Below are 26,671 nucleotides of genomic sequence, written 5' to 3'. Positions count from 1 at the left end.
CGTTTTACGTTTGTTTTGCATTTTATGAAATGATAGAAACATAAGGAGAGAAATCAGATGGCAGAAAAAATTACGATGGCTTCGAATTTCATTCAGAACATGATTGAAGAAGACCTCAAGAACGGCAAATATACAGAAGGCATTCACACGCGTTTTCCACCAGAGCCGAATGGTTACCTGCATATCGGTCATGCCAAGTCCATCTGCCTGAATTTTGGCCTGGCAGAATACAATCATGGCCTTTGCAATCTGCGTTTCGATGATACGAATCCGACCAAGGAAGACACGGAATATGTCGATTCCATTCAGCGCGATATCCGCTGGCTCGGTTTCAGCTGGGGCAATCGCAAATTCTATGCTTCGGATTACTTCGACAAGCTCTATGATTTTGCTGTCACGCTTATCAAGAAGGGGCTGGCTTATGTCGATGACCTTTCTGCAGAGGAAATCAAGGCTTACCGCGGCACGCTGACGGAACCGGGCAAGGAAAGCCCTTACCGCAATCGCAGCATCGAGGAGAATCTCGACCTCTTCGCACGCATGAAGGCCGGAGAATTTGCCGATGGTGAGAAGGTCCTGCGCGCCAAGATCGATATGGCTTCGCCGAACCTCGTCATGCGCGACACGGTCATCTATCGCATTGCCCATGTGAGCCATCACCGCACGGGCGACAAATGGTGCATCTATCCGATGTATGATTTTGCACATCCGCTCTCAGATGCCATTGAGGGCATCACGCATTCTGTCTGCACGCTCGAATTTGAGGAACACCGCCCGTTCTACGACTGGCTGCTCGATTCGCTGGACTTTGACCCGAATACGCGCCCGCGCCAGATTGAATTTGCCCGCCTGAACCTCACGAATACGGTCACGAGCAAGCGCAAGCTGCGTCAGCTCGTCGAAGAGGGCTACGTGCGCGGCTGGGATGACCCGCGTATGCCGACCATCTCCGGCCTGCGCCGCCGCGGCTATACGCCGGCTTCCATCCGCAATTTCTGCAAGGAAATCGGTGTGGCGAAGGCCGACAGCATCGTCGATGTTTCGATGCTCGAGCATGAAGTCCGCGCAGACCTCAATGAAAATGCCGACCGCGTCATGGCTGTACTGCATCCTTTAAAAGTCGTCATCACGAACTATCCGGAGGATAAAGAGGAATGGCTGCTCGCCGATAACAATCCGATTCACGGCGGCCAGCGCTTTGTGCCGTTCTCCCGTACGATTTACATCGAGCAGGATGATTTCATGGAAGAACCGCCGAAGAAGTATTTCCGCCTCAAACCGGGTGGAGAAGTTCGCCTCAAACATGCCTATATCATCAAATGTGACGAAGTCATTAAAGACGAGAATGGTAAGATTGTCGAGCTTCACTGCACGGCGGACCTCGATTCGAAGACGGGCGGCGCTACGGCAGGCCGCAAGGTCAAGGGCACGATTCACTGGGTCGCAGAAAAAACGGCGCTCAAGGCAGAGGTACGTCTCTACGATTATCTCATTGAGACCGATGAGAACGGCAATGTGCCGAAGGATTTTATCGCTGCCCTCAACAAGAACTCTCTGAAGGTCATCGATAATGCCCTGATTGAGCCTTCTGTCAAGCTCACGGCAGCTGGCACGCATTACCAGTTCCTGCGCGTTGGCTATTTTGTCGTGGATCCTGACACGACACCTGAGCATCTGGTCTTTAACCGCGTGGTCGGACTGCGTGACAGCTGGGCCAAAGTCAATAAATAAGTGCTGCAAGGATACCATATTGAAATCTTATAGAAGGTGACGTTTATGTCTAAGATCCCTAAGAATCTGTCCGACAAGGACATGTTCAAGGATTATGTAGAAGATACATCCATAGAAGACCGCTTCATTGCGGCTGAGAAAAAAGCGAAGAAGAAACAGCAGGAACAGGTAACGCCGTCTGCTGACTTCCTGCGCGCCGGCTTCACCCCACAGCTTACAGAAGAACTCGCGAAAGCCCTCCTGCAGCTTAAGATGGAACTCTTTCGCGCGGATATCAAGAATTATACCTTCAAGATCAAGCGCGATGGCGAGAATATCGTGCTGATCCCGAAGTATAAGAAATAAATAGGGAAGTTTTTAGGGAAAGAAGTGGATTCTATTGGTTAGTACAACGACGATTGCAATCGTCATCTTCGTTGCTGCTTACGCACTGATCATTTCAGAAAAGGTTCATCGAACCATTGTCGGTATCTTTGGTGCTATGCTCATGATCCTGTTCGGTGTCATCGATCAGGATACAGCAATTCGTCATATTGACTTCAATACACTCGGCCTGCTCATGGGCATGATGATTATCGTCAATATCACGAGTGAAACGGGACTTTTTAATTTCCTGGCAATCTGGTCGGCCAAGAAAGTCAAGGCACGCCCGATTGCCCTGCTGGTTGCCCTGTCAGCCTTGACCATGGTCTGCTCGGCCTTTCTCGATAACGTCACGACCGTCCTGCTGACGGTGCCAATTACCTTCAGTATCACGGCACAGCTCAAGGTCGATGTCAAGCCGTATCTGATATCCCAGATCCTGGCTTCGAATATCGGCGGTACGGCCACGCTCATCGGTGACCCGCCGAACATCATGATCGGCAGTGCTGTCGGCCTGAACTTCATGGACTTCATGGCAAACCTCTCCGGTATCGCCGTCCTGATTTTCTTTGTTGTCGAACTCGTGCTCATCGCGATTTATGGCAAAGAACTCAAGACGCAGCCGGATCTGCAGGAAAAGGTCATGCGCCTCAACGCGCACAGCCAGATTGCCAATCCAAAACTCCTGAAGAAATGCCTTTTCGTCATTGCCCTGACCATTGGCCTCTTCGTTGTTCATGGCTATCTCGGCCTGCAGACGGCAACGGCTGCACTCTCTGGTGCCGGTCTCCTGCTGCTCATCACTTACACGCGTGATGAGGGCATGATCACGAAAGTGCTTTCCAAGATTGAATGGACCGCTATTTTCTTCTTTGCCGGACTCTTTGTTCTCGTCGGTGCTCTTGTCGAGACGGGCGTCATCAAGTTCCTCGCGGCAGAGGCTATCAAGCTCACGAATGGCAGCGTCAATGCAACGGCCATGCTGATTCTCTGGATGAGTGCCTTTGCTTCGGCCTTTATTGATAACATCCCGTTTGTTGCTACGCTCATTCCGCTCATTCAGGATATGGGCCAGATGGGCCTTACGAATCTCGACCCGATGTGGTGGTCGCTCGCACTCGGTGCCTGCCTCGGTGGCAACGGCACGCTCATCGGCGCCAGCGCCAACGTCGTCGTCGCTTCGATGGCAGCGCAGCGCGGCAAACAGATGTCGTTCCTTGGCTTCATGAAGATTGCTTTCCCAATCATGATCATGACCATTGCCATTTCGAGCGCTTATGTATGGCTGCGTTATCTGCTCTGATAAAGTATCCGCTGCTCATGAAAAAGAAAAAGCAAGCCCTGTGGATAATTTTCACGAACTGACTTATACACAAAATCCCCATCATCTTCTGTGGATGATGGGGATTTTTATGTGCAAAATGCTTAAATCTTGCTCTGTCCGACCTTGTCGAATGTTTCGAGGATGGAACGTTCCGGCACGCGGTCGAGCCAGCTGACGACCCAGATGGCGAGAGCGGAGAACAGGAAGCCCGGTACGATCTCATAGAGGCCGAAGAGAGCAAACTGCTTCCAGACGAGGACGGTAACACCGCCGACGATGATGCCGGCGAGTACGCCGTATTTTGTCGTATGGCGCCAGAACAGGCTCATCAGGAGTGCCGGACCAAAGGCAGCGCCGAAGCCTGCCCAGGCATAGGATACCATGTCGAGGATGAAATTATTCGGATTGAGTCCGAGGAAAATCGCGAGGCTCGCGATGACGAGGACACTCGCGCGCGAAATCCAGACGAGCTCTTTCTGCTCGGCATCCTTGCGCAGCAGTGTGCGGTAAAAATCCTGAGCAAAAGCCGAGGCGGCGACGAGCAGCTGCGAAGAAGCCGTGCTCATGATGGCGGCGAGGACGGCCGAGAGAATCAGGCCCGTGGCAATCGGCGGGAAGAGCTCGTTCGTCATGACGAGGAAGACTGTCTCAGAGGCCGTACCTTCAAGCGGCGTGGAAAGATAAACGCGGCCGACCATGCCGACGGCGACAGCCGCAGCGAGGGAAAGGACGACCCAGGTCATGGCGATATGCGTGGCCTGCTTGACTTCTTTTGACGTGCGGATGGCCATGAAGCGCACGAGAATGTGCGGCTGGCCAAAGTAGCCGATGCCCCAGGCCAAGAGGGAAATGAGTTCGATGAAGTTCATCGTGGAGCCATCTGGCTTTGTCAACGGCTCAAGCATCGTGGACTGTACATTCTGAATCGCAGCAATCGTGGACTCAAAGCCGCCGCACTGCATGGCACCGCAAATCGGCACGACGAGGATGGCAAAGAACATCATAACGCCCTGGATGAAATCCGTGCGGGAAACGGCGAGAAAGCCGCCGACCAGGGTGTAAAAGACGACGGAGCCTGCACCGATGAAAATGGCATACTGATAAGGAATGCCAAAGACCGTTTCAAAGAGGCGGCCGGCCGAGACAAAGCCTGAGGATGTGTAGATGACGAAGAAAATCAGGATGAAGATGGCCGGCACGATGCGCAGAAGTCCCGACTTGTCATGAAAGCGATTCTGCAGGAATTCCGGCAGTGTCAGCGAGTTGTTGGCGAGTTCCGTGTATTTGCGGAGACGCGCGGCGACAAAATGCCAGTTGGCCCAGGTGCCAATAGCGATGCCGACGGCAATCCAGCCTGCGTTGAGGCCGGCCAGATACGCATAGCCCGGCACGCCCATGAGCATCCAGCCGCTCATATCGGAAGCTTCGGCAGAGAGCGAGGTGACCCAGGCACCGAGTTTGCGGTTGCCAAGGAAATAATCACTCATATTGCGGGTACGGCGGTAATAGTACACGCCGATGGCCATCATGAAACCGATGTAGAGCACAAAGGTATTGATGATGGTAAGATCATGAGTCAAAATGAATCCCCCATTTCTTTCTATAATAAAATAAGTTTACAAGAATAGTTCAATTATATGGGAAAAACGAGGTAAAATGCAATACTTATTTGTATAGAAGGTATAAAAATAGGGCATTGTGTACATTTTTTTTGAAAATCAATAAAAAATGCTTGCAATCGTAAGGCTTTGCGGGTATAATACATAAGGTTTGAACGCAGGGGGCGGCCCGGACTCACGTATGGCAGGGCCAAAAGCAACTGCGCTCTTTTGCTGTGTGCAGATTTAAAGAGAGACATTCCTTGTCTGAGGGGATTTTATTAGGAGGCTTTTTGATGAAAAAATACGATGTGGCAATTGTCGGCGGCGGCCCTGCCGGTGTCATGGCGGCTTATGAACTTGTGGAGAAAAAGCCGGGGCTTCATGTTATTGTCTTTGAGAGCGGCAAGGATATCTACCACCGCGTATGCCCGATTTCCGCAGGCAAGGTCAAGAGCTGCATCGGCTGCAAGCCCTGCAGCATCATGCGCGGCTTTGGCGGTGCCGGTGCCTTCTCCGACGGCAAGTACAATTTCACGACGAAGTTTGGCGGCTGGCTCAATGAGTATCTGCCGGATGACGAGGTCATGGAGCTCATTGACTATGTCGATAAAATCAACATGAAACACGGTGCACCTTCCAAGGTCTTTACGACGAAGGGCTCGGACATCGGCAAGCTGGCGCTGCAGCATGACCTGCACCTTCTTTCTGCGAGTGTGCGCCATCTCGGCACGGAGAATAATCTGCGCATGCTCGAGCAGACGTATGAATATTTGAAAGAAAAGGTCGAGTTCCGCTTTGAATGCCCCGTGGCTCATATTGAATCGGATGGGCAGGGCAACAATCAGCTGGATCTCGAGAACGGGGAGAAAATTGAGGCGGATTTCCTCGTCGTGGCCCCGGGACGTGCCGGCGCGGAATGGTTCTCGAATGAATGCAGCCGTCTTGGCATCGAGCAGGAAAACAACCGCGTCGATGTCGGTGTGCGCGTGGAAGTGCCGGATGAGGTATGGAATGACATCACAAGCCAGGTCTACGAGGCAAAGCTCCTGTACCGCACGAAGCAGTACGGTGATTTTGTCCGCACATTTTGCATGAACCCGCACGGCCATGTCGTCATGGAGAATACAGACGGCATCGTGACGGTCAACGGCCATTCCTACAGCGACCCGAAACTGCAGAGCCATAACACAAACTTTGCCCTGCTCGTTTCGAATCATTTCACGGAGCCTTTCAAAGCCCCGCATCAGTATGGCAAACGCATCGCTTCGTTCTCGAACATGCTCGGCGGCGGCATCATCGTGCAGCGCTATGGCGACCTCATCAAGGGACGCCGCACGAATACGCACCGCCTGAGCAAGAGCTTTACGAAGCCGACGCTGGCTGCGACGCCAGGCGACCTTTCCCTCGTGCTGCCAAAGCGCCATCTCGACAACATCATTGAGATGATTCAGGCACTCAATTATGTGGCACCGGGTATGACGAATGACGATACCCTGCTCTACGGTGTGGAAGTCAAGTTTTACAGTGCCCGTGTCGTGCTTTCGCATCAGCTTGAGACAAAGCTGCGCAATGTCTTTGCGACAGGCGATGGTGCCGGCGTCACGCGCGGCCTTTCGCAGGCAGGTGCCAGCGGCGTTTATGTAGCCCGCCAGATTCTTTCGCGCATGTGATACAGCGGACCGATAAGAGAAAAAGGCAGATATTTTAGGAAGATGCCAGAAAGCAGCCATTGGGCAGCTTTCTGGCATAAAATTTTAGTTGGCAAGGCTCGACCGTTTGGGATATAATAGTATACAATGTATAAAAGGGGGCAGGCGGATGAGTGAAAAGAAACCGGTCGTCGTAAAAGTCAGGGGGTCCTGGCAGGATGCCGAAGGAAAAAAAGACAGCATCCGCACCGAAGCAAAGGGCCATCATTATTTTCATCGCGGCAAGCACTATGTCATTTATGAAGATGAAAGTCTCCAGCAGGGCACGAAAGTTTCCACTGTGCTCAAAATAGATGAAGATATGATGACGCTTTTGCGCAGGGGGCCTTTGGAACAGGAGCAGCGCTTTGAGGCGGGCAGGGAGCATAAGAGTGTTTACCGCACGCCCTATGGCAATATCGATTTAGCGGTGCGCACAGAAGCGTTATCGGTTCATTACGGTGATGTTGCAGGCAGCGTAGATATTCGCTACGGCTTGTGGGTCAACGGTGCCTTCCAGAGTCAAAACAGACTTCATATTGAAATAGAAGAAGACTGCCCGTAAATCCGGCCCTGGCCAGGTGAGGGGCAGAACACGAAAGCACGATACATGACGATCATGATAGGAGGAAGTTTTTTGGAAATCAAAGACATATTGACAGAGGCCATTAAAAAGGCCGCGTGCGATGCCATAAACGATGGGGCCCTGCCGGCGGGTGAGCTGCCGCAGGTCGTTCTCGAGGTGCCGCCGCAGAAGGAATTTGGTGATTTTGCGACGAATTTTGCCATGCAGTCGGCACGCGTCTTCCACAAGAACCCGCGCCAGATTGCTGAAGTTCTTGCCAGCCGTATCAAGGGAGACTGGCTTGACCACACGCAGATTGCCGGACCGGGTTTCCTGAATTTCTACCTTAAGGGCAATGTGCTCTACGATTCGTTCCAGAAAATTCTCGCAGCGGGAGAAAATTTTGGCAATCTGCCGAAAGTGGCTCATCCTAAAATTCAGGTCGAATACGTCAGTGCAAACCCGACGGGCCTGCTGCATGTCGGACACGGCCGCGGCGCTGCCGCTGGTTCGGCTCTGGTCAATCTGCTGCGCGCTGCCGGCTATCCCGTCGAGAGCGAGTACTACATCAATGATGCGGGCAACCAGATGAACAACCTTGCGCGTTCTGTCAATGCGCGCTATCTTGAACTTCTTGGCAAAGAAGTAGAATTCCCGGAAGACGGCTACCATGGCCAGGACATCATCGACACAGCTCAGCGCATCATTGACCGCGATGGCGATAAGTACCTCTCGATGAGCGAAGACGAGCGCCTCGCCATCTTCAAGGACCTCGCGTATCATGAGAAACTCGCCATTCTCAAGGAAGACCTCGAGAAGTTCCATGTGACGTTTGACCATTGGTTCAGTGAGCGCACGCTGCATCCGGATGCTGTGCGCCACGTCGTCGAGATTCTCAAGGATAAAGGCGATATCTATGAGAAGGACGGCGCGCTTTGGCTGAAATCGACGGCCTATGGCGACGATAAAGACCGCGTGGTCATCCGCGATAACGGCGAACCGACGTACCTGGCGGCCGATATCGCTTACCATCACAACAAGTACGAACGCGGCTTTGACCGTCTCATCAACATCTGGGGCGCGGACCATCACGGCTATGTCTGCCGCGTCAAGGCAGCGATGCAGGCCCTCGGTCATGACCCGAAGAAGCTCACGGTGCTCCTTCTGCAGATGGTCAGTCTCTACCGCGGCGGCGAGCTCGTCAAGATGAGCAAGCGCACGGGCCAGAGTGTCACGCTCAACGAACTCATGGAAGAAGTCGGCACGGATGCTGCCCGCTATTTCTTCCTCATGCGTTCGCTCGACAGCCAGCTCGACTTTGACCTTGACCTCGCGAAGAAAAAGTCGAACGACAATCCGGTCTACTACATCCAGTATGCTCATGCGCGCATCTGCAGCATCTTCCGTCAGGCCGAAGAGACGCATCTCGTCCTCGGTAAGACGCCGAAGCTCGAGCTTTTGACAGATGAGAGCGAAGTCGCCCTCATCAAGAAGATTGAGGAGTATCCGGAGGAAGTCAAAAAGGCAGCTGACGATTATGCACCGCAGCGTATCGCTCGTTACAGCTACGACCTCGCGGCTCTGTTCCACAGCTTCTACAATAAATGCCGCATCATGGGCGTTGACCATGACCTGGCCGAAGCACGTCTGGCCCTGGTCACGGTCACGGCTCATGTCATCCGCCACAGCCTCGGCATCCTCGGTGTATCGGCGCCGGAGCATATGTAAGTCATCAGTCACGCAGTATTGCGAAGGGAGATATATAAATGGATTTTCTGAAAAGCTCAGAAGTTGATGTTGCTTATTACATCCTGTCTCAGGCAGGCAAGACGATGTACTACAAGGACCTCGTCCTCGACGTCATCGAGAAGACGCACAAGCCGGTACAGTCTCTGTCGGCAGCCATCTCGGAAGTCTACACGCTCATCAACATGGACAGTCGTTTCCATTATGAAGGCGAAGGCCAGTGGGGACTTACGGAATGGAATCCGCCGGAAGTCAAGCGCACGCACACGAGCCGTTCGACGTCTGGTTCGAGCAAGGCTGCAGCGAAGGCCAGCAGCAACCGCAAAAAGAAGCTCGAGAGCATCCAGGAATAATAGCGTCTTGACACCCCGCGGGCATTGGGGTTAGAATAGTCAACATGTGTTTCAAAGAACAAGCAGGAGGCAGTTCCATGGCAAAGTATATTTTCGTTACCGGTGGCGTTGTTTCTTCCCTGGGCAAGGGCATTACGGCCGCATCGCTCGGCCGTCTCTTGAAGAGCCGGGGAATCAAGGTCACAATCCAGAAGTTCGACCCGTACATCAACATTGACCCGGGTACGATGAGCCCTTACCAGCATGGTGAGGTCTTTGTCACGGACGATGGTGCGGAGACGGATCTGGATCTCGGCCACTACGAGCGTTTCATCGACATCAACCTGACGAAGAATTCCAATATCACGACGGGTAAGGTTTACTGGTCCGTATTGAATAAAGAGCGCAAGGGCGAATACCTCGGCTCGACGGTACAGGTCATTCCTCATATTACGAATGAAATCAAGCAGAAGGTCTATGATGTCGCTAAGGCGGATGGCGCCGATGTCGTCATCACGGAAATCGGCGGCACGGTCGGCGACATCGAGAGTCAGCCGTTCCTTGAGGCCATTCGTCAGGTCAAGAAAGAAGTTGGCCCGAACGACACGCTCTACATCCATGTGACGCTCCTGCCGTATATCTCGGCAGCCGGCGAGCTCAAGACGAAGCCGACCCAGCACAGCGTCAAGGAGCTGCGCGCCATCGGCATCCAGCCGGATATTCTCGTCTGCCGCACGGAGAAGACCATCTCCAAGGAGATGAAGGACAAGATTGCCATGTTCTGCGATGTGCAGCCGGAAGCTGTCATTGAGAACCGCACGGCTTCGACGATTTATGAAGTCCCTCTGATGATGCAGAAAGAGGGCCTCGATAAGATCGCTCTCAAGAAGCTCAACATGGACTATGGTCCGGCCGATATGAGCGACTGGGAAAAGATGGTCTATAAAATCAATCATCCGCAGAAACGCGTCAAGATTGCCGTTGTCGGCAAATACGTCGAACTGCCGGATGCTTATATCTCTGTTACGGAGGCCCTGCATCACGGCGGCATTGCCAACGATGCGCAGGTCAAGATCAACTGGGTCAACGCGGAAGAAATCGAGGAAAATCCGGATATCGATCTCGATGAAGTTTTTGTCGGCTGCAAGGGCATTCTCGTGCCGGGCGGCTTTGGCAACCGCGGCATTGAAGGCAAGATCAAGGCCATTCAGTATGCGCGTGAACATAAAATCCCATTCCTCGGCCTTTGCCTTGGCATGCAGTGCGCGGTCATTGAATTTGCCCGTCATGTCTGCGGCATGACGGATGCCGATTCGACAGAATTCAACCCGGAGACGACGCATCCTGTCATTTCGCTGATGGAATCCCAGCAGGGCATTGTCAAAAAAGGCGGCACGATGCGTCTCGGTTCGTATCCGTGCAAGCTCGCGAACGGCACGCACGCCGAAGAGGCGTATGGCACGAACCTCATCCATGAGCGTCACCGCCATCGCTTTGAGTTCAACAACGAATACCGCGAAGCTCTGCAGGCAAAAGGCCTGGTCATCGCCGGCACGCTGCCGGATGACAGCCTTGTCGAGATGATTGAAGTCAAGGATCATCCTTGGTTCGTGGCTACGCAGGCACATCCGGAACTCAAGTCGCGCCCGAACAATCCGCATCCGCTGTTCCGCGACTTCCTTAAGGCAGCCCTTGAGCAGTAAAAAACGACATAACATAGAGAAGACCCGGTTTCCCGGGTCTTTTTGACGTGAGGTATCGTATTCATGAATGCATTATTTGCCGCGATGCTGCAGGATGGTGCGCTGCAGCGTCTGCGGGATTATACAATAGGAGAAAAGGCAGAAGCACTGATTTATGGACTGGGCGGCTCGCAGAAACATGCTGCTGTGGCAGCCTGCTATGCCTCTAAGCCGCAGATGATGGCCATTGTCTGCCATTCTGCAGAGACCCTGGCCGACTGGAAAGAGGATTTATCCCTGCTTTTACCGGAAGTTCCGGTCGTGGAGCTGCCGGAAGTCGATAATTTTGAGGTGCAGGCAGCGGCCAAAAGTCAGGAACGCGCGGCCAGGCGCATGGAGGTGCTGGGACGCCTGATGCGCGGTGAGCAGCTCATCGTGCTCGCAAGGACAGAGGCTGCTGTGCAGAAGGGGATGGGAAGGAATGAATTTGCCCGACTCTCACTTTCCCTGCGCATGGGGGATGTTGTGCCGCGCGAGGAGCTGCTGCACCGCCTTGTCGATCTCGGCTATGAAAATACAGACGAGGTCGAGCGAGTCGGCCAGTTCAGCGTGCGCGGCGGCATTGTCGATATTTTTGCCATCAATGCGGCAGCACCGGTACGTCTCGAGTATTTTGACGATGAGGTTGATTCACTGCGCGAATTTGATATCGAGACGAAGCGCTCCATCAAGAACATCAGCGCTGTGACCATTATGCCTCTCGCGCAGACAGACAGCTCCGGCAGGCCCGAAAATTTTCTTTCGTATCTGGAGGGCAGGGGCACGGTGCTCTTTGACGAGCCGACCCGTATCCGCGACACGATACGCACGCTGGTCAAGGAAAATCCGGATATCAAGGAAAAAATCTTCAGCTGGGAGGAACTCCTGCAGGCCGCACAGGGCAACCGCATCATCTATATAGCCCTGCTGCTGCAGCAGGTACCGGGAGCGGCGCCCGTGGAAAATATCGGCGTGACGGCCACGACGATGACGCCGTTCCGCAGTCAGATGGACCTTCTGGAAAATGAGGCACATCGCTGGCTGTCGCAGAAACAGCGTGTACTCGTGCTTTTAAGTGACAAAGAAAAGACGAACAGCCTGCGTGAATTCTTTGCACATCGCCGCATTCCCTCCCTGATTGGGAAAATGAGTGAGCCCCTGCGCGACGATGCCATCAACATTCGGCAGGGAGCCCTGCTCACGGGCTTTGAGATGGCTTCGGCGCGCCTCGTCGTCGTGACGGAAAAGGATATCTTTGGCCGTCATAAACGCCGTACAGCTGTGCGCAGCCACAGTGATTACGGCGAGAAAATTTCACATTTCCGCGACATTAAGCCGGGCGACTACGTCGTACACGAGAGTCATGGTATCGGCAAATACCTCGGCGTGGAAACGCTCGATGTCGGCGGCATCCACAAGGATTACCTGCACATCCAGTACGCAGGCGACGACAAGCTCTTTGTACCGACGGACCAGGTCAGTCTCCTGCAGAAGTACATCGGCTCGGAGGGAGAAGTGCCGCGCCTGCACCGCATGGGCGGCACGGAATGGGTCAAAGCGAAGGCAAGGGCAAAAAAATCCGTCGAAGATATCGCCAAAAAGCTCATCGAGATTTATGCCAAGCGCAAACAGGCGAAAGGTCATGCCTTCCCGCCGGATGACAGCAGCCAGCGCGATTTTGAAGATGCGTTCCCCTACGAGGAGACAGAGGACCAGCTGCGGGCTATCGCCGAAATCAAGGCCGATATGGAAAAAGAAAAACCGATGGACAGACTGCTCTGCGGCGACGTCGGCTTTGGCAAGACCGAGGTCGCCATCCGCGCGGCCTATAAGGCAGCGATGGACGGCAAGCAGGTGGCCGTGCTCGTGCCAACGACGGTCCTGGCTCAGCAGCATTACCAGACGTTTACGACGCGCTTTACGGGTTTTGCGCCGGTCATCGACGTCATCTGCCGCTTCCGCACGGCCAAACAGCAAAAGGAGACGCTCGAGAAAGTCCGCCTCGGGCAGGTCGATATCCTCATCGGCACGCATGCCATCCTCAATCAGAAAAAAGTCATCTGGAAAGATCTTGGCCTTCTGATTGTCGATGAGGAGCAGCGCTTTGGCGTCAAGCAGAAGGACAAAATCCGCAAACTGGCTGCCGGCATCGATGTGCTGACGCTTTCAGCCACGCCGATTCCGCGCACGCTGCACATGTCTCTTGTCGGTGCGCGCGACATGAGCATCATCGAGACGCCGCCGGCGGAGCGTTTCCCCGTACAGACGTACGTTGTGGAGAACAACGACACGATTATCGCCAATGCAATTCGGCGCGAGATGAAGCGCGGCGGCCAGATTTATTTCATTTACAACCGCGTGGATACGATTGACCGCATGCGCGACCACATTGCCTCGCTCGTGCCGGAAGCCCGCATCCAGACAGCGCATGGCCAGATGCCTGAGGAAATGCTCGAGCATGTCATGATGGACTTTTATGAAGGGGATTACGACATTCTGCTCGCGACAAGCATTGTCGAAAACGGCCTCGATGTAGCCAATGCCAATACCATCATTGTCTACAATGCCGACCATTTCGGCCTGTCACAGCTCTATCAGATGCGCGGCCGCGTCGGCCGCTCGCATCATATGGCCTTTGCGTATTTTGTCTATCAAGCCGACAAGATTCTCACGGAGACGGCCGAAAAGCGACTGCAGGCCATGAAGGAATTTGCCGAGCTCGGTGCGGGCTTCAAGATCGCCATGCGTGATCTTGAAATCCGCGGTGCAGGCAATCTTTTGGGTGCACAGCAGCACGGCCATATCGCCAGTGTCGGTTTTGAGATGTACTGCAAGCTCCTCGAAGAAGCCGTGGAACGCCTGCAGAATGGCAAAGCGCCGGAAGAAGCACCGCCGGAGCCACTCATAGACCTGCAGACGGAAGCTTATATCGATGGGGACTTCATCGCCGATGCCATGCATAAGATCGAGATTTACCAGCGCATTGCCGCCATCCGCAAGAACGAGGAAATCCGCGTCCTGCTCGATGAACTCATCGACCGCTTTGGCGACCCGACGGAGCCCGTCATGCATCTTCTGGAAGTCGCGCGCATCAAGAATTATGCGCGTGAGCTCGGCATCCGCGCCATCAAGCAGCTGCCGCTGGCACTTGACATTTATTTCCTGCCGCAGAAGCATATGCCGGCCAAGGGGATGCTGGCGCTCTCCAAGCTCTTTGGCAAAAGAATGCGCAGTCTGCCCGATAAAAACGGCCTGCGTTTTGCCCTGAGCGACCGCTATAAGAACAATATCACGAATTTTGTCACGCGCGTGCTCATGCTGGCTGCAGGTGATGAAACAGCTCTGCAGGAAAGAGCCGCGGCACAGGTGGATAAGGCAAAGGGAAGAAAGGAAACGAAAGCATAATATGAAACAGGAAAAAATCACAGTTGTCGGTCTTGGCCCCGGGCGTTTTGGCCTCATCACGCTTGAGTCATGGCAGCTCATGCAGCAGGCGAAAAACCTTGTGCTGCGCACGCGCATCCATCCGACCGCAGAGGAAATTGAAAAACGGGGCCTGACGTTCTCGACGTATGATGGTTTCTATGAGGAAGCACCGGATTTTGAAACCCTTTACACGCATATCGCCAAAGACCTTCTGCGCCGCGCGGAAGAAGAGGGCGATATCGTCTACGCCGTGCCCGGAAGCCCCCTGGTTGCAGAACGCACGGTCGTGCTGCTGCGTGAAATGGCCAAAGCGAGTCCGGTGACGGTAGAAATCCTGCCGGGCATGAGCTTTGTCGAAGTCCTGTACACGCGCCTTGGCATCGACCCCATCGAAGGCCTTACGATCCTCGATGCGGAAGATGTCAATACGCTCAAGGACCGCCCTGCGCAGTCGCTCGTCATCACGCAGGTATATGACCCCATCATCGCGTCGGATACGAAACTCATGCTCATGGATCTCTATCCTGACGAATACGAGGTTACGTATATTCATAATCTGGCTTTGCCGGACGAATCCATCCGCAAAATTCCACTTTACGAGCTCGACCGCCAGAAAGATGTTGACCATCTGACGAGCCTTTTTATACCGGCAAAATGAGGTTTTTAGGGCCTGTTTTTGTTTATTTTTCCGAAAACCCTTGATTTTTCAAGGGTTTTCTGCTAAATTTTGATAAGCAGGCAGGAAAAAACGTGATACATCACGAATATCTGCCAACATAAGTAAAACAATTATTTAAGGAGGCTACGATCGTGAATAAAACTGAATTGGTAGCTAGCGTTGCTGAAAAAGCAGGTCTGACGAAGAAAGATGCTGAAAAGGCTGTAAATGCACTTTTCGAGAGCGTTCAGCAGGCACTGGTTGAAGGCGATAAAGTACAGATGATTGGCTTCGGTACGTTTGAAGTCAAGGAGCGCGCTGCTCGCACGGGCCGCAACCCGCGCACGAGCGAGACGATCCAGATTCCGGCTTCGAAGAATCCGGTGTTCAAGGCTGGCAAGGCCCTGAAAGATGCTGTGAATGCATAATCTGGCTTGGTTATGAGGAGCTGGGTTCCCTTGGGAGCCCGGCTTCTTGTTGTATTGGAGGGATACGCGTGGAGCTCGGATTGGCAGCAAAAGTCGTGCTGATTTCAGGTGGAACCTCGGGCATCGGTCTTGAGGTAGCGAAAGAATTCCTGCAGGAGGGAGCTGCCGTTGTGCTGATGGGGCGTTCAAGAGAACGCGGTTTGGCAGCAGTCGAAAGCCTGCGGGAGTCTGCAGAGCCCGAAAGAATTCTTTTCTGTGCCGGCGATGTGCGCAGCGAAGAAGACTGCCGTCAGGCCGTGGCCGAGACCGTTCTTCATTTTGGGCGCCTCGATGTATTGGTGAATTCAGCCGGCATATACAAAGAAGGAGCTCTGGAAGACCTGGAAGAAGAGACACTTACGGACATACTTGATATCAATGTCAAGGGCGTCTTTCATCTGTCGAAGGCTGCCTTGCCGCACCTCAAGCGTGCGCGGGGAAATATTGTCAATGTCGCTTCCGATGCCGGCGTGCATGGCAACTATTTCTGTGCGGCTTACTGCGCGAGCAAGGGGGCTGTGGTCCTTTTTACCCGTGCTCTGGCTCTGGAAACGGCAGCCTTTGGTGTACGCGTCAATGCCATTGCACCGGGAGATATTCTGACGCCCCTTACGGAGGCGCAGCTTGGCCGGGGAGCAGAACGTGAAAAGAGCCTGCAGGAAATGGCCTCGGTTTATCCGCTCGGACGCATTGGCACGCCCGCGGAAGCGGCATCCCTGGCTGTCTTCCTGGCGTCCGCGCGTGCTTCTTTTGTGACAGGTGCTGTCTACGGCATCGATGGAGGGCTGACGGCTTGAAAAAAAACATCCTTATCTTGACCGCATCCATCGGTTCGGGGCATATCAAAGCGGCTGAAGCCATAGAGATTGAACTGCGCCGGCTGCTGCCGGAAGCCGAAATCACCACGGTGGACTTCATGGATTCGCGCATTTCACGCATCCATTGGTTCATGAAGAAGTTTTACCTCGTCATGCTGGCCTTCGTGCCGAACCTCTACGATGTCTTTTATAAATTATCGGGGGGGTCTTCGGGAGGCACTCTCGTACAGAATGCCTTTGCTTATGTCATGATGCCGGCGATGAAAAAACTCGTGCGGCGCTATGAGCCGGATCTCGTGCTTTGCACACATCCTTTTCCGGAAGGAGCAGCATCGCTTCTCAAGAGGCGTCAGCAGGAGCATTATCATCTGGCCACGGTCATGACGGATTATTCCCTGCATCAGATCTGGCTTTACCCTGCAGTTGACCGCTACTACATGGCGACGGAAGAGATGCGCATGGGCATGATCGGTCATGGCTTTGCCGTCGATACCCTGATGGTGCCGGGCATTCCCGTTGCCGGTGTCCTGCAGGATATGAAAGATAAGGCGGGCGTGCGCCGGGCCATGGCCATCCCCGAGGGGCAGCCTGCCATTCTGCTCATGGGCGGAGGGCTGGGGCTTGGCGGCATTGAGTCGAATCTCAGGGACCTCGAGAAAATCGAGAAACGCCTTACCATCCTCGTCGTTGCCGGCCGCAACGAACGGCTGAAGGACCGCGTTCAGGACATGGGACTTGTCTCGCATCATCAGGTCCTTGTCTGGGGCTATACGGACCAGGTCCATTTCCTCATGCGGGCAGCGGACCTTTTGATTACAAAGCCGGGAGCCCTGACCATCAGCGAAGCGTTCGTGCTGGGGCTGCCCATGCTGCTGCATGACCCGATTCCGGGGCCTGAGACGGAAAATGCCATCTATGCGACACAGAATGGGGCTGCTGTCTGGCTGCATCCGCGTGAGGACTTGGCCAGAGCGGTAGAAAATCTGTTATGGGGCAATGCGCTGCAGGTCATGAGCGAAAAAGCCCATGCCTGCGCAAAGCCGCGGGCGGCTTTGGAAATAGCGTCAGACCTCACATCCCTGCTTCAGGAGGAGTTGATTTCATGAAAATACAAAAAGGGCACAGAAAGGGCATCATCAACTGGTTTATCATCCTGCTGGTCATTATCATCGGGTATTTTGCCGTCATCCTCGTCAAGCAGCAGATCTATCTCAATCAGGTCAGCGTGGACCAGGCAGCGGCGGAAGAACGGCTGTCTGCCGCTAAGGCAGAGCATGAGAAACTCGTGAAGGAAAAAGATGATCTCAATCGTCTGGACTATATCGAAAAAATCGCGCGCGAGGAGCTCGGCATGACCCGCAAGGGGGAACTGCCGTACAGTGCGGGAAAATCTGTGGGCTCACGTTGAGTGAAATCACGTTCTTTTCTTGACACTCTTTGTCGCGCAAGGGTATAATAAAGCGTGTATTTTCCATCACGATTTAAGGAGGAAGAATTAATTTGTCCATTGAAGTTGGCAATGTAGTTGAGGGTGTTGTCACGGGCATCACGAATTTCGGTGCTTTCGTAGAACTGCCGGAAGGCAAGACCGGTCTCATCCATATTTCCGAGGTAGCGGATGTCTATGTCAAGGATGTCCATGATTTCCTCTCCGAAAAAGACAAGGTGAAGGTTAAAGTATTGAGCATCGATGATCGCGGCAAGATTGCCCTTTCCATCAAGCAGCTTCAGGAGAAAAAGCCGGAAGCTCAGGCTCAAGCAGGAAATTCTTCCTTCCGTCCGCAGCGGCAGAATCGCGGGCCACGGGATTTCCGCCGTTCCGGCCGTTACAACAATTCCACAGCGTCATTTGAGGACAAGCTTTCGAAGTTCCTCAAGGACAGTGATGAGAGGTTGACGGACCTGCGCCGTAAGACTGACTCGAAACGCGGAGGCCGCGGATCCCGCCGCTCGGACTGACTATCTGAATGATAAAAGCACTCTGTCGACAGGGTGCTTTTGTTCTTTATGTATTTCGGCTGAGAATTGGGAAAATATAAGCGCGGAGATGAGCATATGGACAGCACGAATCAGATGATTGCCGAGACGGCCCGCTACGCAAAATCGCATGGCCTTTTGGCAAAGGGCATGCATGTACTCGTGGCCTGCTCAGGAGGACCGGATTCTCTGGCCCTGCTTGATATCCTCATGAAACTTCGCTCCAAATTCCAGCTTGTCCTTACCGCGGCGCATTTTGACCATGGCATTCGGGGAGAAGTTTCTAAGGCAGATGCGGCTTTTGTGGCAGATTTTTGCCAGGAGCATGGCATTCCCTGCTTTCTTGGCCGCGCTTCTGTGCCAGAGGCAGCCGCGAAGAAGGGACAGTCATTGGAGCTAGCTGCGCGGGAACTTCGTTATGATTTTCTCTGGCAGACCGTGAAACGGGTCGGGGCAGATGTCCTGGCCACGGCTCACCATGCCGACGATCAGGCGGAGACGGTGCTCATGCGCATCCTGCGCGGGACAGGGCTTGACGGCCTTTCTGCCATGCTGCCGTGCAGCGGCCGTCAGATCCGGCCCCTGCTTTTCGCCTCGCGCTGTCAGATTGAAGCGTATTGCCGGGAAAGAGGACTGCAGCCGCGCCACGACGCGACGAATGACCTCCCCGACTGTACGCGCAATCTTCTGCGTCTGGAGGTCCTGCCGTATTTGCGGCAGAGAAATCCTGAAATCTCGCGCACGTTATGCCAGCTGGCAGAACTTGCCCGCGTGGACAGTGACTTTCTGGAACGGCAGCTTGACGAGCTCTGGCCATACTTGACGGCCTGTCGGGCAGGAGAATACGGCCTGAGGCTTGTGGCTTTTCGCCGCCACCATCCGGCCATGCAGCGACGGGCCCTGCGGCGGCTCTTTGCAGAGACAGCCGGAAGCGGCCGGGATTTGGGCTTTGCCCATGTCGAAAAAATGCGTCTCATGCTCCTTGCAGGTCAGCAGGCAGGTAAGAGGCTGGAGCTTCCGGAAGGGGTCACGGCTTGTTTTGGCTACGAGCTGCTCACCATGACGAAAAAGCAGGGCAGGCAGGACGATGGGCAAAGAAAAATCTCTGCCTGCGCGGTAAGACCCAAAATTCCCGGGACAGTCACCTGGGGGCCTTATGCAATTGAAGCAAAGATCCTCACACAAAAGCCTCTGCAGACAGGACCATCGGCATATTATCTGGACTTTGACCGTCTTGAAAGCCGCAGCCTGCTCTTCCGCACACGCAGGGCCGGTGATTTCATGGAACTTCCAGCCGGACATAAGAAAATAAAAGACATCTTGATAGATGACAAGGTTCCACGCACAAAGCGGGATGAGCTGCTCCTTTTGTCGGACGGCAGCGAAATCCTCTGGCTTGTCGGGAAAAGGCGCAGCCGCCGTTATCCTGTCACAGATGATACAAAGAATATCCTATATTTCCACATACAAAGAAAAGAGGAAACAACATGACAAGAGAGATGAAGGATGACATCGAGAAGGTCGTCTTCTCAGAAGCAGAACTCAAGAAACGCGTTGCGCAGCTCGGCGCGCAGATTACGGAAGATTATAAAGATGCCAAGGAAACGATTTTTTGTGTAGGCATCCTCAAGGGTGCAGTTGTTTTTTACACAGACCTCGTGCGCAGCATCAATCTGCCGGTGCAGTTTGACTTCATGATTGCCTCGAGCTATGGCAATGGCACGGAGACGAGCGGCACGGTCAAGATTTTAAAGGATCTTGACTATGACATTGAAGGAAAACATCTGATCGTCATCGAAGATATCATCGATTCGGGCACGACGATGAATTATCTGCTCAAATACTTCCGTGAGCGCAAGCCGAAGAGCGTCAAGCTCTGCGCACTGCTCTCGAAGCCATCGCGCCGTACGGTGGATGTGCCGATTGATTACTGCGGCTATACGGTGCCGGATGAATTCCTCGTGGGCTATGGCCTCGATTATGCAGAGAAATACCGCAATCTGCCATACATCGGTGTGCTCAAGCCTGAAATCTACGAATAAGGGCCAGCTCTTAGAGCAAGAGCTCTGAGACAAAGGAGGACAAGGGATTGAATAAGTTTCTACGCAATGTAGGGTTCTATCTGCTCATCATCCTGGTCGCGATATCCATCATTGATTATTTCTCGACCAAGAATACCAACCGTCAGGAAGTGGAGTACACGCAGTTCCTGCAGCAGGTAGATGAAGGCGAAGTTTCCAAGGTCGTCATTATCCAGAATACCATTCACGGCACCCTTGCGGATGGTACGGAATTCACGACGATTACGCCGGACGCGCCGAATAATGACCCGGATCTTTATCAAAAACTCACAGCCAAGGGCATTGATATTGCCGCTGAAAATCCGCCGGAGCCGCCATGGTGGTCGCAGATGTTCTCATCTGTCATCCCCATCCTGCTGCTCATCGGTGTTTGGTTCTTTATCATGCAGCAGACGCAGGGCGGCGGCGGCCGTGTCATGTCGTTCGGCAAGAGTCGGGCGCGCATGAGCGGCGCAGACAAGATCAAAGTCACGTTCCGCGATGTCGCCGGTGCGGATGAAGCAAAACAGGAACTTGAGGAGGTTGTCGAATTCCTCAAGCATCCGAAGAAATTCAACGAACTCGGTGCCCGCATCCCGAAGGGCGTACTGCTCTTCGGCCCTCCGGGCACAGGTAAAACTTTGCTCGCACGTGCCGTAGCCGGCGAGGCCGGTGTACCGTTCTTTTCAATTTCCGGTTCTGACTTCGTGGAGATGTTCGTCGGCGTCGGCGCTTCGCGTGTCCGCGATCTCTTTGAACAGGCCAAGAAAAATGCGCCGTGCATCGTCTTCATCGATGAGATCGATGCGGTCGGCCGCCAGCGCGGTGCCGGTGTCGGCGGCGGCCACGATGAGCGCGAACAGACACTCAATCAGCTGCTCGTCGAAATGGATGGCTTTGCAGCGAATGAAGGCATCATCATCATCGCCGCGACGAACCGCCCGGATATCCTCGACCCCGCACTTTTGCGTCCGGGCCGTTTCGACCGTCAGATTGTCGTCGATAAGCCGGATGTGCGCGGCAGACTGGCCATCCTCAAGGTTCATACGAAGGGCAAGCCAATTGCCAATGATGTCGACCTCGATATCCTCGCACGCCGCACGCCGGGTTTCACCGGTGCCGACCTTTCGAATCTCGTCAATGAGGCAGCACTCTTAGCGGCCCGCCGCAACAAGCATCGGATTGGCATGACCGAGATGGAAGAAGCCATTGAGCGCGTCATTGCCGGACCGGAACGCAAGTCGCACGTCATGAGCGATGAAGAAAAACGCCTGACAGCTTACCATGAAGGCGGTCATACGCTCGTCGGCATGATGCTCAAGCACGCGGATCCTGTCCACAAAGTCACGATCATCCCGCGCGGACGCGCTGGCGGCTACACACTGATGCTGCCAAAGGAAGACCGCAATTACGCCACGCGTTCGGAACTCCTTGACCGCCTGAAGGTGGCCATGGGCGGCCGCGTCGCCGAAGAAGTCGTCCTGAAGGAGATTTCCACGGGTGCTTCGCAGGATATTCAGCAGGCATCGCGCATCGTGCGCAGCATGATCATGCAGTACGGCATGAGCGATGTCTTAGGCCCTGTTGCTTATGGCGAGAGCCAGAATCATCAGGTCTTCCTAGGACGTGACTTCAATCATCAGCGCAATTACTCGGAAGAAGTAGCCAGCGAGATTGATAAGGAAGTCCGCAAGTACATGGAAGAGGCCTATGAAGCCTGCCGCAAGATCATTACGGAGAACCGCGATAAGCTCGAACTTATCGCGCAGGCCCTCATGGAACGTGAGACGCTGACGGCGAAGGAGCTCGAAGAGCTCATGACGACCGGCCATATCACGGACGATGATGACACGGATGATGATAATAAGCCGGAGGATGATAAGCCTGAGGACGGCACGCCGGCCATGACGCCAGTCAAGACGGAAGAGGCCGAAGAAGCGGCTGAAGAGTCAAAGGCAAAAGAGACGGACGAGGAACACGAAAAAGAAGCTGAACCCAAGTTCAACGTCACGCATTACGATAAATAAAATTTCATTGCCGCAACATAGCGAAAGGTGGGAGCAGACGCAAGGAAGCTCCTGCTTTTTTTATATCTGACTACGGTGTATAATGAAATGGTGTCAAATGAGGAGGTGGCGCAGTTGCGCTCGAAAATATTGGCCCTGCTGAGGGAAGCAGGCGATTCTTATATATCCGGTGAGGAGATGGCCAGACGTCTCGGTGTTTCACGCACGGCGGTCTGGAAACACATTCAGGAGCTGCGCCGCGAGGGCTACGACATTGTCAGCCATTCGCGCAGCGGCTATGCCCTGCAGACCGCTCCGGATCTCTTGCTGCCGGAAGAAATCCAGCATGGCTTAAAGACAAAGTGCCTTGGCAAAAAAATTTATTTTTACGATAAAATTGACTCGACGAATCTTGAGGCCAAACGCCTTGCTGCGCAGGGCGCGCCTGACGGCACCGTTGTCGTGGCAGAAGAGCAGGGCAGCGGCCGCGGCCGCCTCGAACGTCCCTTCTTTTCACCAAAGGGCAAGGGCATTTGGTTTTCTGTCATTCTGCGCCCGAGCTTTTTGCCGCAGGACGCGCCAAAATGCACGCTGCTGTCAGCTGTGGCCGTTGCGAGGGCAATGGAAAAATTTGGTCTTAAGGCGCAGATTAAATGGCCGAATGACGTACTTTATCAGGGGAAAAAACTCGTGGGCATCCTGACGGAGATGAGTGCAGAGATGGAACGCATCCACTACGTCATCATCGGTACGGGCATCAACGTCAATATAGAAGAAGAGGATTTTCCGCCGGAAATCCGCGCCAAGGCATCGTCGCTGGCCATCATGAAGGGCGAAAAAATTCCGCGCGTGCCGTTTTTCCGCGCCGTACTCGAAGCCATGGACGACCTTTACAGCAAGGCAGAACAGGATGGTTTTGCCGATGTATTCAATGAATGGCGTCATTACAGCATCACGCTCGGACAGGATGTGCGCGTCATTGGCGCACGCACGAATGATGTCTTTACCGGCAAGGCCGTTGATATTGACGAGGAGGGGGCTCTTCTCGTTGATACGCCCGAGGGACGCCGGCGCGTCCTTGCCGGCGACGTCTCGATCCGTCCGCAGCATGGAGAAACGTACTGACTTACAGGGGGATTATTTTGTTATTAGTTTTAGATATCGGCAATACGAATATCGCCATGGGAACGTATGAGGGCAGGGAACTCTGCAAGCATTGGCGCATTTCAACAGACCGCCAGAAGACAGGCGACGAATACGGCATGCTCATCAACAGCCTGTTTCAGTATCAGGGCATCGAGATGGCAGATATCCATGCCATCATCATTTCTTCTGTGGTACCGCCGCTTGTCGTGCCGTTTATCAAGATGTGTGAGCGTTACTTTCACCTGCGTCCGCTCATCGTCGGTCCCGGCATCAAGACGGGGATACGCCTTCACTATGAAAACCCGCGGGCCATTGGGGCTGACCGCATCGTCAATGTCGTCGGTGCGCATGAGCAGTACGGCGGACCTCTGATTGTCATCGACATCGGCACGGCGACGACGTTTGATGTCGTCGCCGCCAACGGTGATTTTCTTGGCGGCGTCATTGCACCGGGCATCGGCACGAGCTCGGAGGCTCTTTTTCAGCGCGCGGCACAGCTGCCGCGCATCGAGCTCGTCCCACCGAAGAATATCATCTGCCGCAATACGATACAGGGTATGCAGGCCGGCATCATCTTTGGCTACGTCGGTCAGATTGATGAGATTGCCCGCCGTATCAAGCGGGAGATGAAGTCCATGGGCATCGAAGAAGAGGTCAAGGTCATCGCGACGGGCGGACTGGCGCGCATGATTGCCAAGGAATCTTCGACCATCGACAAGATTGACCACTTCCTGACGCTTACAGGGCTGCGCGTGCTTTACGAACGCAATCAGAAAGGACATTTTCATGAAGATCGGTGAATTTAATTTTGAGACGCCGGTCTTTCTGGCGCCAATGGCCGGCGTGACGGATACGGCGTACCGCATCATCGCACATGACATGGGCTGTCCGCTCTGCTTTGCGGAGATGGTCTCGGCGCAGGGCATCCATTTCCGCAATGAGCGGACGCTCTCGATGCTGCAGTCGGAGCCGGCGGAACGGCCGCTCGCCATGCAGATTTTTGCCAATACGCCTGAGATGGCTGCTGAGGCCGCGGCCTTTGTCGAAGGGCTCGGCACGGCGGATATTCTCGATTTCAACATGGGCTGCCCCGCTCCGAAAATCGTGAAGAACGGCGAAGGCTCGGCCCTGATGCGCGAGCCGGAAAAGGCTTTTGCCATCCTTTCGGCCATCCGCAGGGCCGTCAAGATGCCATTTACCGTCAAGATGCGCAAGGGGTGGGATGATACTTCTGTCAATGTCGTCGAGATGGCAAAACTTGCCGAGGCAGCCGGCGTCGATGCGATTGCCGTGCATGGCCGCACGCGTGAACAGTTCTACACGGGGCATGCCGACTGGAACATCATCGCTCAGGTTAAAAAGGCCGTGAATATCCCTGTCATCGCCAACGGCGATGTTCGGACGTATGATGACCTTGACAAAATCCGCGAAGTCACGGGCTGCGACGGGGTCATGATTGGCCGTGCGGCACAGGGCAATCCGTGGATATTCCGCCAGTTCACGCATTATCTCAAAACTGGCGAAAAACTCCCGGGGCCGACGATGCAGGAGCGCGCGGAAATCATTCTGCGCCATCTGGACCTTTTGCTCAAGTACAAGGGCGATTATGTCGGCCCGCGCGAGATGCGCAAGCATGCGACGTGGTACACGCGCGGCATCGTGCACGGTGCCGTCCTGCGCGACCTCTTCAACAAGGCCGTATCGCGTGAGGATTTTGTGGCGATACTCAGAAAATATTTCGAAGGGAATGATTGAATATGGCAGAACAGGAAAAGAAATCCGTCTGGTCTACGTATACAGACGAAGATAAAAAGGCACTCGAAGCACTGGCTGCGGGCTACCGCGATTTTCTGTCGAACTGCAAGACAGAGCGTGAAAGTGTCGCGGAGTCGGTGCGTCAGGCAGAAGCTGCGGGCTACCGCAGTCTTGCCGACGTTATCAAGAGCGGGGAAAAGCTCAAGGCCGGCGATAAGGTCTATGCGGTCAATATGAAAAAGAGCATCGTGCTGTTCCAGATTGGCTCAGAACCGTTGGAACATGGTCTTGCCATCCTCGGGGCGCACATCGATACCTGCCGTCTCGATGTCAAGCAGAATCCTCTGTACGAAGATGGGGGACTTGCTTACCTTGACACGCACTATTATGGCGGCATCAAGAAATACCAGTGGGTAACGCTGCCTTTGGCACTCCATGGCGTGGTGGTTAAGGAAGACGGCACCGTCGTTGAGATTAAGATTGGCGAAGACGAAACCGACCCGGTATTCTGCGTGACGGACCTGCTCATTCACCTGTCGCAGGAACAGATGAAGAAGAACGCGGCGAAAGTCATCGAAGGCGAGGACCTCGATATCCTCGTCGGCAATTATCCGCTCAAAGATGGTGAAAAGGAATCCGTCAAGGCCGGTGTGCTCAAGCTCATCAAGGATAAGTACGGTATCGGGGAAGAGGATTTTCTCTCGGCTGAGCTCGTGCTCGTGCCGGCCGGCAGGGCGCGCGACCTCGGCTTTGACCGCAGCATGATTCTCGCCTATGGGCAGGATGACCGCGTCTGCGCTTATACGAGCCTGCGCGCGATGCTCGAGAGCGATGGTCCGCGCAAACGCACGTCCTGCTGCCTGCTCGTTGATAAAGAAGAAATCGGCAGCGTCGGTGCTACGGGCATGCAGTCGCATTTCTTTGAGAATGTCCTTGCGGAACTCATGAATGCCTGCGGCCAGTACAGCGAGCTCGGCCTGCGCCGCTGCCTTGCCAACTCAAAGATGCTCTCGTCGGATGTCTCGAGTGCCTATGATGCCCTTTACGCCAGTGCCTACGATAAGAAGAATGTCGCTTATCTCGGCCGCGGCATGGTCTTCAACAAATTCACGGGCGCGCGCGGCAAGTCGGGTTCAAATGATGCCAATGCTGAATATCTTGGCGAAATCCGCCGCATGCTCGACAAACACGGCGTTCATTTCCAGCTGGCCGAGCTCGGCCGCGTCGACCTCGGCGGCGGCGGTACGATTGCCTACATCATGAGCCTTTACGGCATGCAGGTCATCG

General features: G+C 54.2%; 23 protein-coding genes. 22 read left to right on the top strand and 1 reads right to left on the bottom strand.

Features of this window, described 5'->3' with window-relative positions; genetic code table 11:
* The first annotated feature begins 57 nt into the window (after positions 1–57).
* The 3 genes from ACI4OH_RS10165 to ACI4OH_RS10155 are packed head-to-tail and all read left to right on the top strand — an operon-like array spanning position 58 to position 3,397.
* Complete coding sequence (locus tag ACI4OH_RS10165) at positions 58–1,731, top strand: glutamine--tRNA ligase/YqeY domain fusion protein (RefSeq protein WP_432646076.1); 1,674 nt, start codon at positions 58–60, stop codon at positions 1,729–1,731.
* Between the two features lie 45 nt (positions 1,732–1,776).
* On the top strand, positions 1,777–2,076 hold the full coding sequence (locus ACI4OH_RS10160; RefSeq protein WP_432646077.1) for a hypothetical protein: 300 nt from the start codon (positions 1,777–1,779) through the stop codon (positions 2,074–2,076).
* A 34-nt stretch (positions 2,077–2,110) separates the two neighbouring features.
* Positions 2,111–3,397 (top strand): ArsB/NhaD family transporter, encoded by a 1,287-nt coding sequence (locus ACI4OH_RS10155; RefSeq protein WP_432646078.1) that lies wholly within the window; start codon positions 2,111–2,113, stop codon positions 3,395–3,397.
* A gap of 122 nt (positions 3,398–3,519) precedes the next feature.
* On the opposite strand, the gene putP is transcribed toward ACI4OH_RS10155, so the two are convergent.
* On the bottom strand, positions 3,520–4,998 hold the full coding sequence (putP, locus tag ACI4OH_RS10150) for a sodium/proline symporter PutP (RefSeq protein WP_432646093.1): 1,479 nt from the start codon (positions 4,996–4,998) through the stop codon (positions 3,520–3,522).
* Between the two features lie 314 nt (positions 4,999–5,312).
* Here putP and ACI4OH_RS10145 point away from each other — a divergent pair, with 314 nt between their 5' ends.
* The 19 genes from ACI4OH_RS10145 to ACI4OH_RS10055 form a co-directional block, all read left to right on the top strand.
* On the top strand, positions 5,313–6,689 hold the full coding sequence (locus tag ACI4OH_RS10145) for an NAD(P)/FAD-dependent oxidoreductase (protein ID WP_435720856.1): 1,377 nt from the start codon (positions 5,313–5,315) through the stop codon (positions 6,687–6,689).
* A 148-nt stretch (positions 6,690–6,837) separates the two neighbouring features.
* Positions 6,838–7,272, top strand: a complete 435-nt coding sequence (locus ACI4OH_RS10140; protein WP_432646095.1) for a YwiB family protein — start codon at positions 6,838–6,840, stop codon at positions 7,270–7,272.
* A 72-nt stretch (positions 7,273–7,344) separates the two neighbouring features.
* Positions 7,345–9,000, top strand: coding sequence for an arginine--tRNA ligase (gene argS / locus ACI4OH_RS10135; RefSeq protein ID WP_439784703.1), 1,656 nt, complete (start codon positions 7,345–7,347; stop codon positions 8,998–9,000).
* 38 nt (positions 9,001–9,038) lie between these two features.
* Positions 9,039–9,371, top strand: a complete 333-nt coding sequence (gene rpoE, locus ACI4OH_RS10130) for a DNA-directed RNA polymerase subunit delta (protein ID WP_439784702.1) — start codon at positions 9,039–9,041, stop codon at positions 9,369–9,371.
* A 77-nt stretch (positions 9,372–9,448) separates the two neighbouring features.
* Positions 9,449–11,053, top strand: a complete 1,605-nt coding sequence (gene pyrG, locus ACI4OH_RS10125; protein ID WP_432646098.1) for a CTP synthase — start codon at positions 9,449–9,451, stop codon at positions 11,051–11,053.
* 63 nt (positions 11,054–11,116) lie between these two features.
* Complete coding sequence (gene mfd, locus ACI4OH_RS10120; protein WP_439784701.1) at positions 11,117–14,476, top strand: transcription-repair coupling factor; 3,360 nt, start codon at positions 11,117–11,119, stop codon at positions 14,474–14,476.
* A 1-nt stretch (position 14,477) separates the two neighbouring features.
* A complete protein-coding gene (locus tag ACI4OH_RS10115) occupies positions 14,478–15,155 on the top strand; it encodes an SAM-dependent methyltransferase (RefSeq protein WP_439784700.1) in 678 nt (225 codons plus the stop codon).
* 152 nt (positions 15,156–15,307) lie between these two features.
* Complete coding sequence (hbs, locus tag ACI4OH_RS10110) at positions 15,308–15,583, top strand: non-specific DNA-binding protein Hbs (RefSeq protein ID WP_295631168.1); 276 nt, start codon at positions 15,308–15,310, stop codon at positions 15,581–15,583.
* A gap of 68 nt (positions 15,584–15,651) precedes the next feature.
* Positions 15,652–16,419, top strand: coding sequence for an SDR family NAD(P)-dependent oxidoreductase (locus ACI4OH_RS10105; protein ID WP_432646101.1), 768 nt, complete (start codon positions 15,652–15,654; stop codon positions 16,417–16,419).
* Positions 16,416–17,546 (top strand): MGDG synthase family glycosyltransferase, encoded by a 1,131-nt coding sequence (locus tag ACI4OH_RS10100; RefSeq protein ID WP_432646102.1) that lies wholly within the window; start codon positions 16,416–16,418, stop codon positions 17,544–17,546. The genes ACI4OH_RS10105 and ACI4OH_RS10100 overlap by 4 nt, the downstream gene beginning before the upstream one ends.
* The gene (locus tag ACI4OH_RS10095; RefSeq protein ID WP_432646103.1) at positions 17,543–17,848 is read left to right on the top strand and encodes an FtsB family cell division protein; all 306 of its coding nucleotides are present in this window, start codon (positions 17,543–17,545) and stop codon (positions 17,846–17,848) included. The genes ACI4OH_RS10100 and ACI4OH_RS10095 overlap by 4 nt, the downstream gene beginning before the upstream one ends.
* A 92-nt stretch (positions 17,849–17,940) precedes the next feature.
* Positions 17,941–18,399, top strand: a complete 459-nt coding sequence (locus tag ACI4OH_RS10090; RefSeq protein WP_432646104.1) for a S1 domain-containing RNA-binding protein — start codon at positions 17,941–17,943, stop codon at positions 18,397–18,399.
* A 96-nt stretch (positions 18,400–18,495) separates the two neighbouring features.
* Entirely contained in the window at positions 18,496–19,908 is a 1,413-nt protein-coding gene (gene tilS, locus ACI4OH_RS10085) for a tRNA lysidine(34) synthetase TilS (protein ID WP_439784699.1), read from the top strand.
* Positions 19,909–19,916: 8 nt separating this feature from the next.
* Positions 19,917–20,459, top strand: coding sequence for a hypoxanthine phosphoribosyltransferase (hpt, locus tag ACI4OH_RS10080; protein WP_432646129.1), 543 nt, complete (start codon positions 19,917–19,919; stop codon positions 20,457–20,459).
* 47 nt (positions 20,460–20,506) lie between these two features.
* Positions 20,507–22,504, top strand: coding sequence for an ATP-dependent zinc metalloprotease FtsH (gene ftsH / locus ACI4OH_RS10075; RefSeq protein WP_439784698.1), 1,998 nt, complete (start codon positions 20,507–20,509; stop codon positions 22,502–22,504).
* A gap of 114 nt (positions 22,505–22,618) precedes the next feature.
* Complete coding sequence (locus ACI4OH_RS10070) at positions 22,619–23,608, top strand: biotin--[acetyl-CoA-carboxylase] ligase (RefSeq protein ID WP_432646107.1); 990 nt, start codon at positions 22,619–22,621, stop codon at positions 23,606–23,608.
* Between the two features lie 17 nt (positions 23,609–23,625).
* The gene (locus tag ACI4OH_RS10065; RefSeq protein WP_439784697.1) at positions 23,626–24,429 is read left to right on the top strand and encodes a type III pantothenate kinase; all 804 of its coding nucleotides are present in this window, start codon (positions 23,626–23,628) and stop codon (positions 24,427–24,429) included.
* Positions 24,416–25,384, top strand: coding sequence for a tRNA dihydrouridine synthase DusB (dusB, locus tag ACI4OH_RS10060; protein WP_295633413.1), 969 nt, complete (start codon positions 24,416–24,418; stop codon positions 25,382–25,384). The genes ACI4OH_RS10065 and dusB overlap by 14 nt, the downstream gene beginning before the upstream one ends.
* Positions 25,385–25,386: 2 nt before the next feature.
* The coding region (locus tag ACI4OH_RS10055) for an aminopeptidase (protein WP_439784696.1) at positions 25,387–26,671 on the top strand (1,285 nt) is incomplete at its 3' end.

The sequence above is a fragment of the Mitsuokella apri genome (assembly GCF_051886055.1).
GTDB lineage: Bacteria > Bacillota > Negativicutes > Selenomonadales > Selenomonadaceae > Mitsuokella.
The sequence above is the reverse complement of the archived record's forward strand: the minus strand, read 5'-3'. Positions and strand labels throughout refer to the sequence as shown.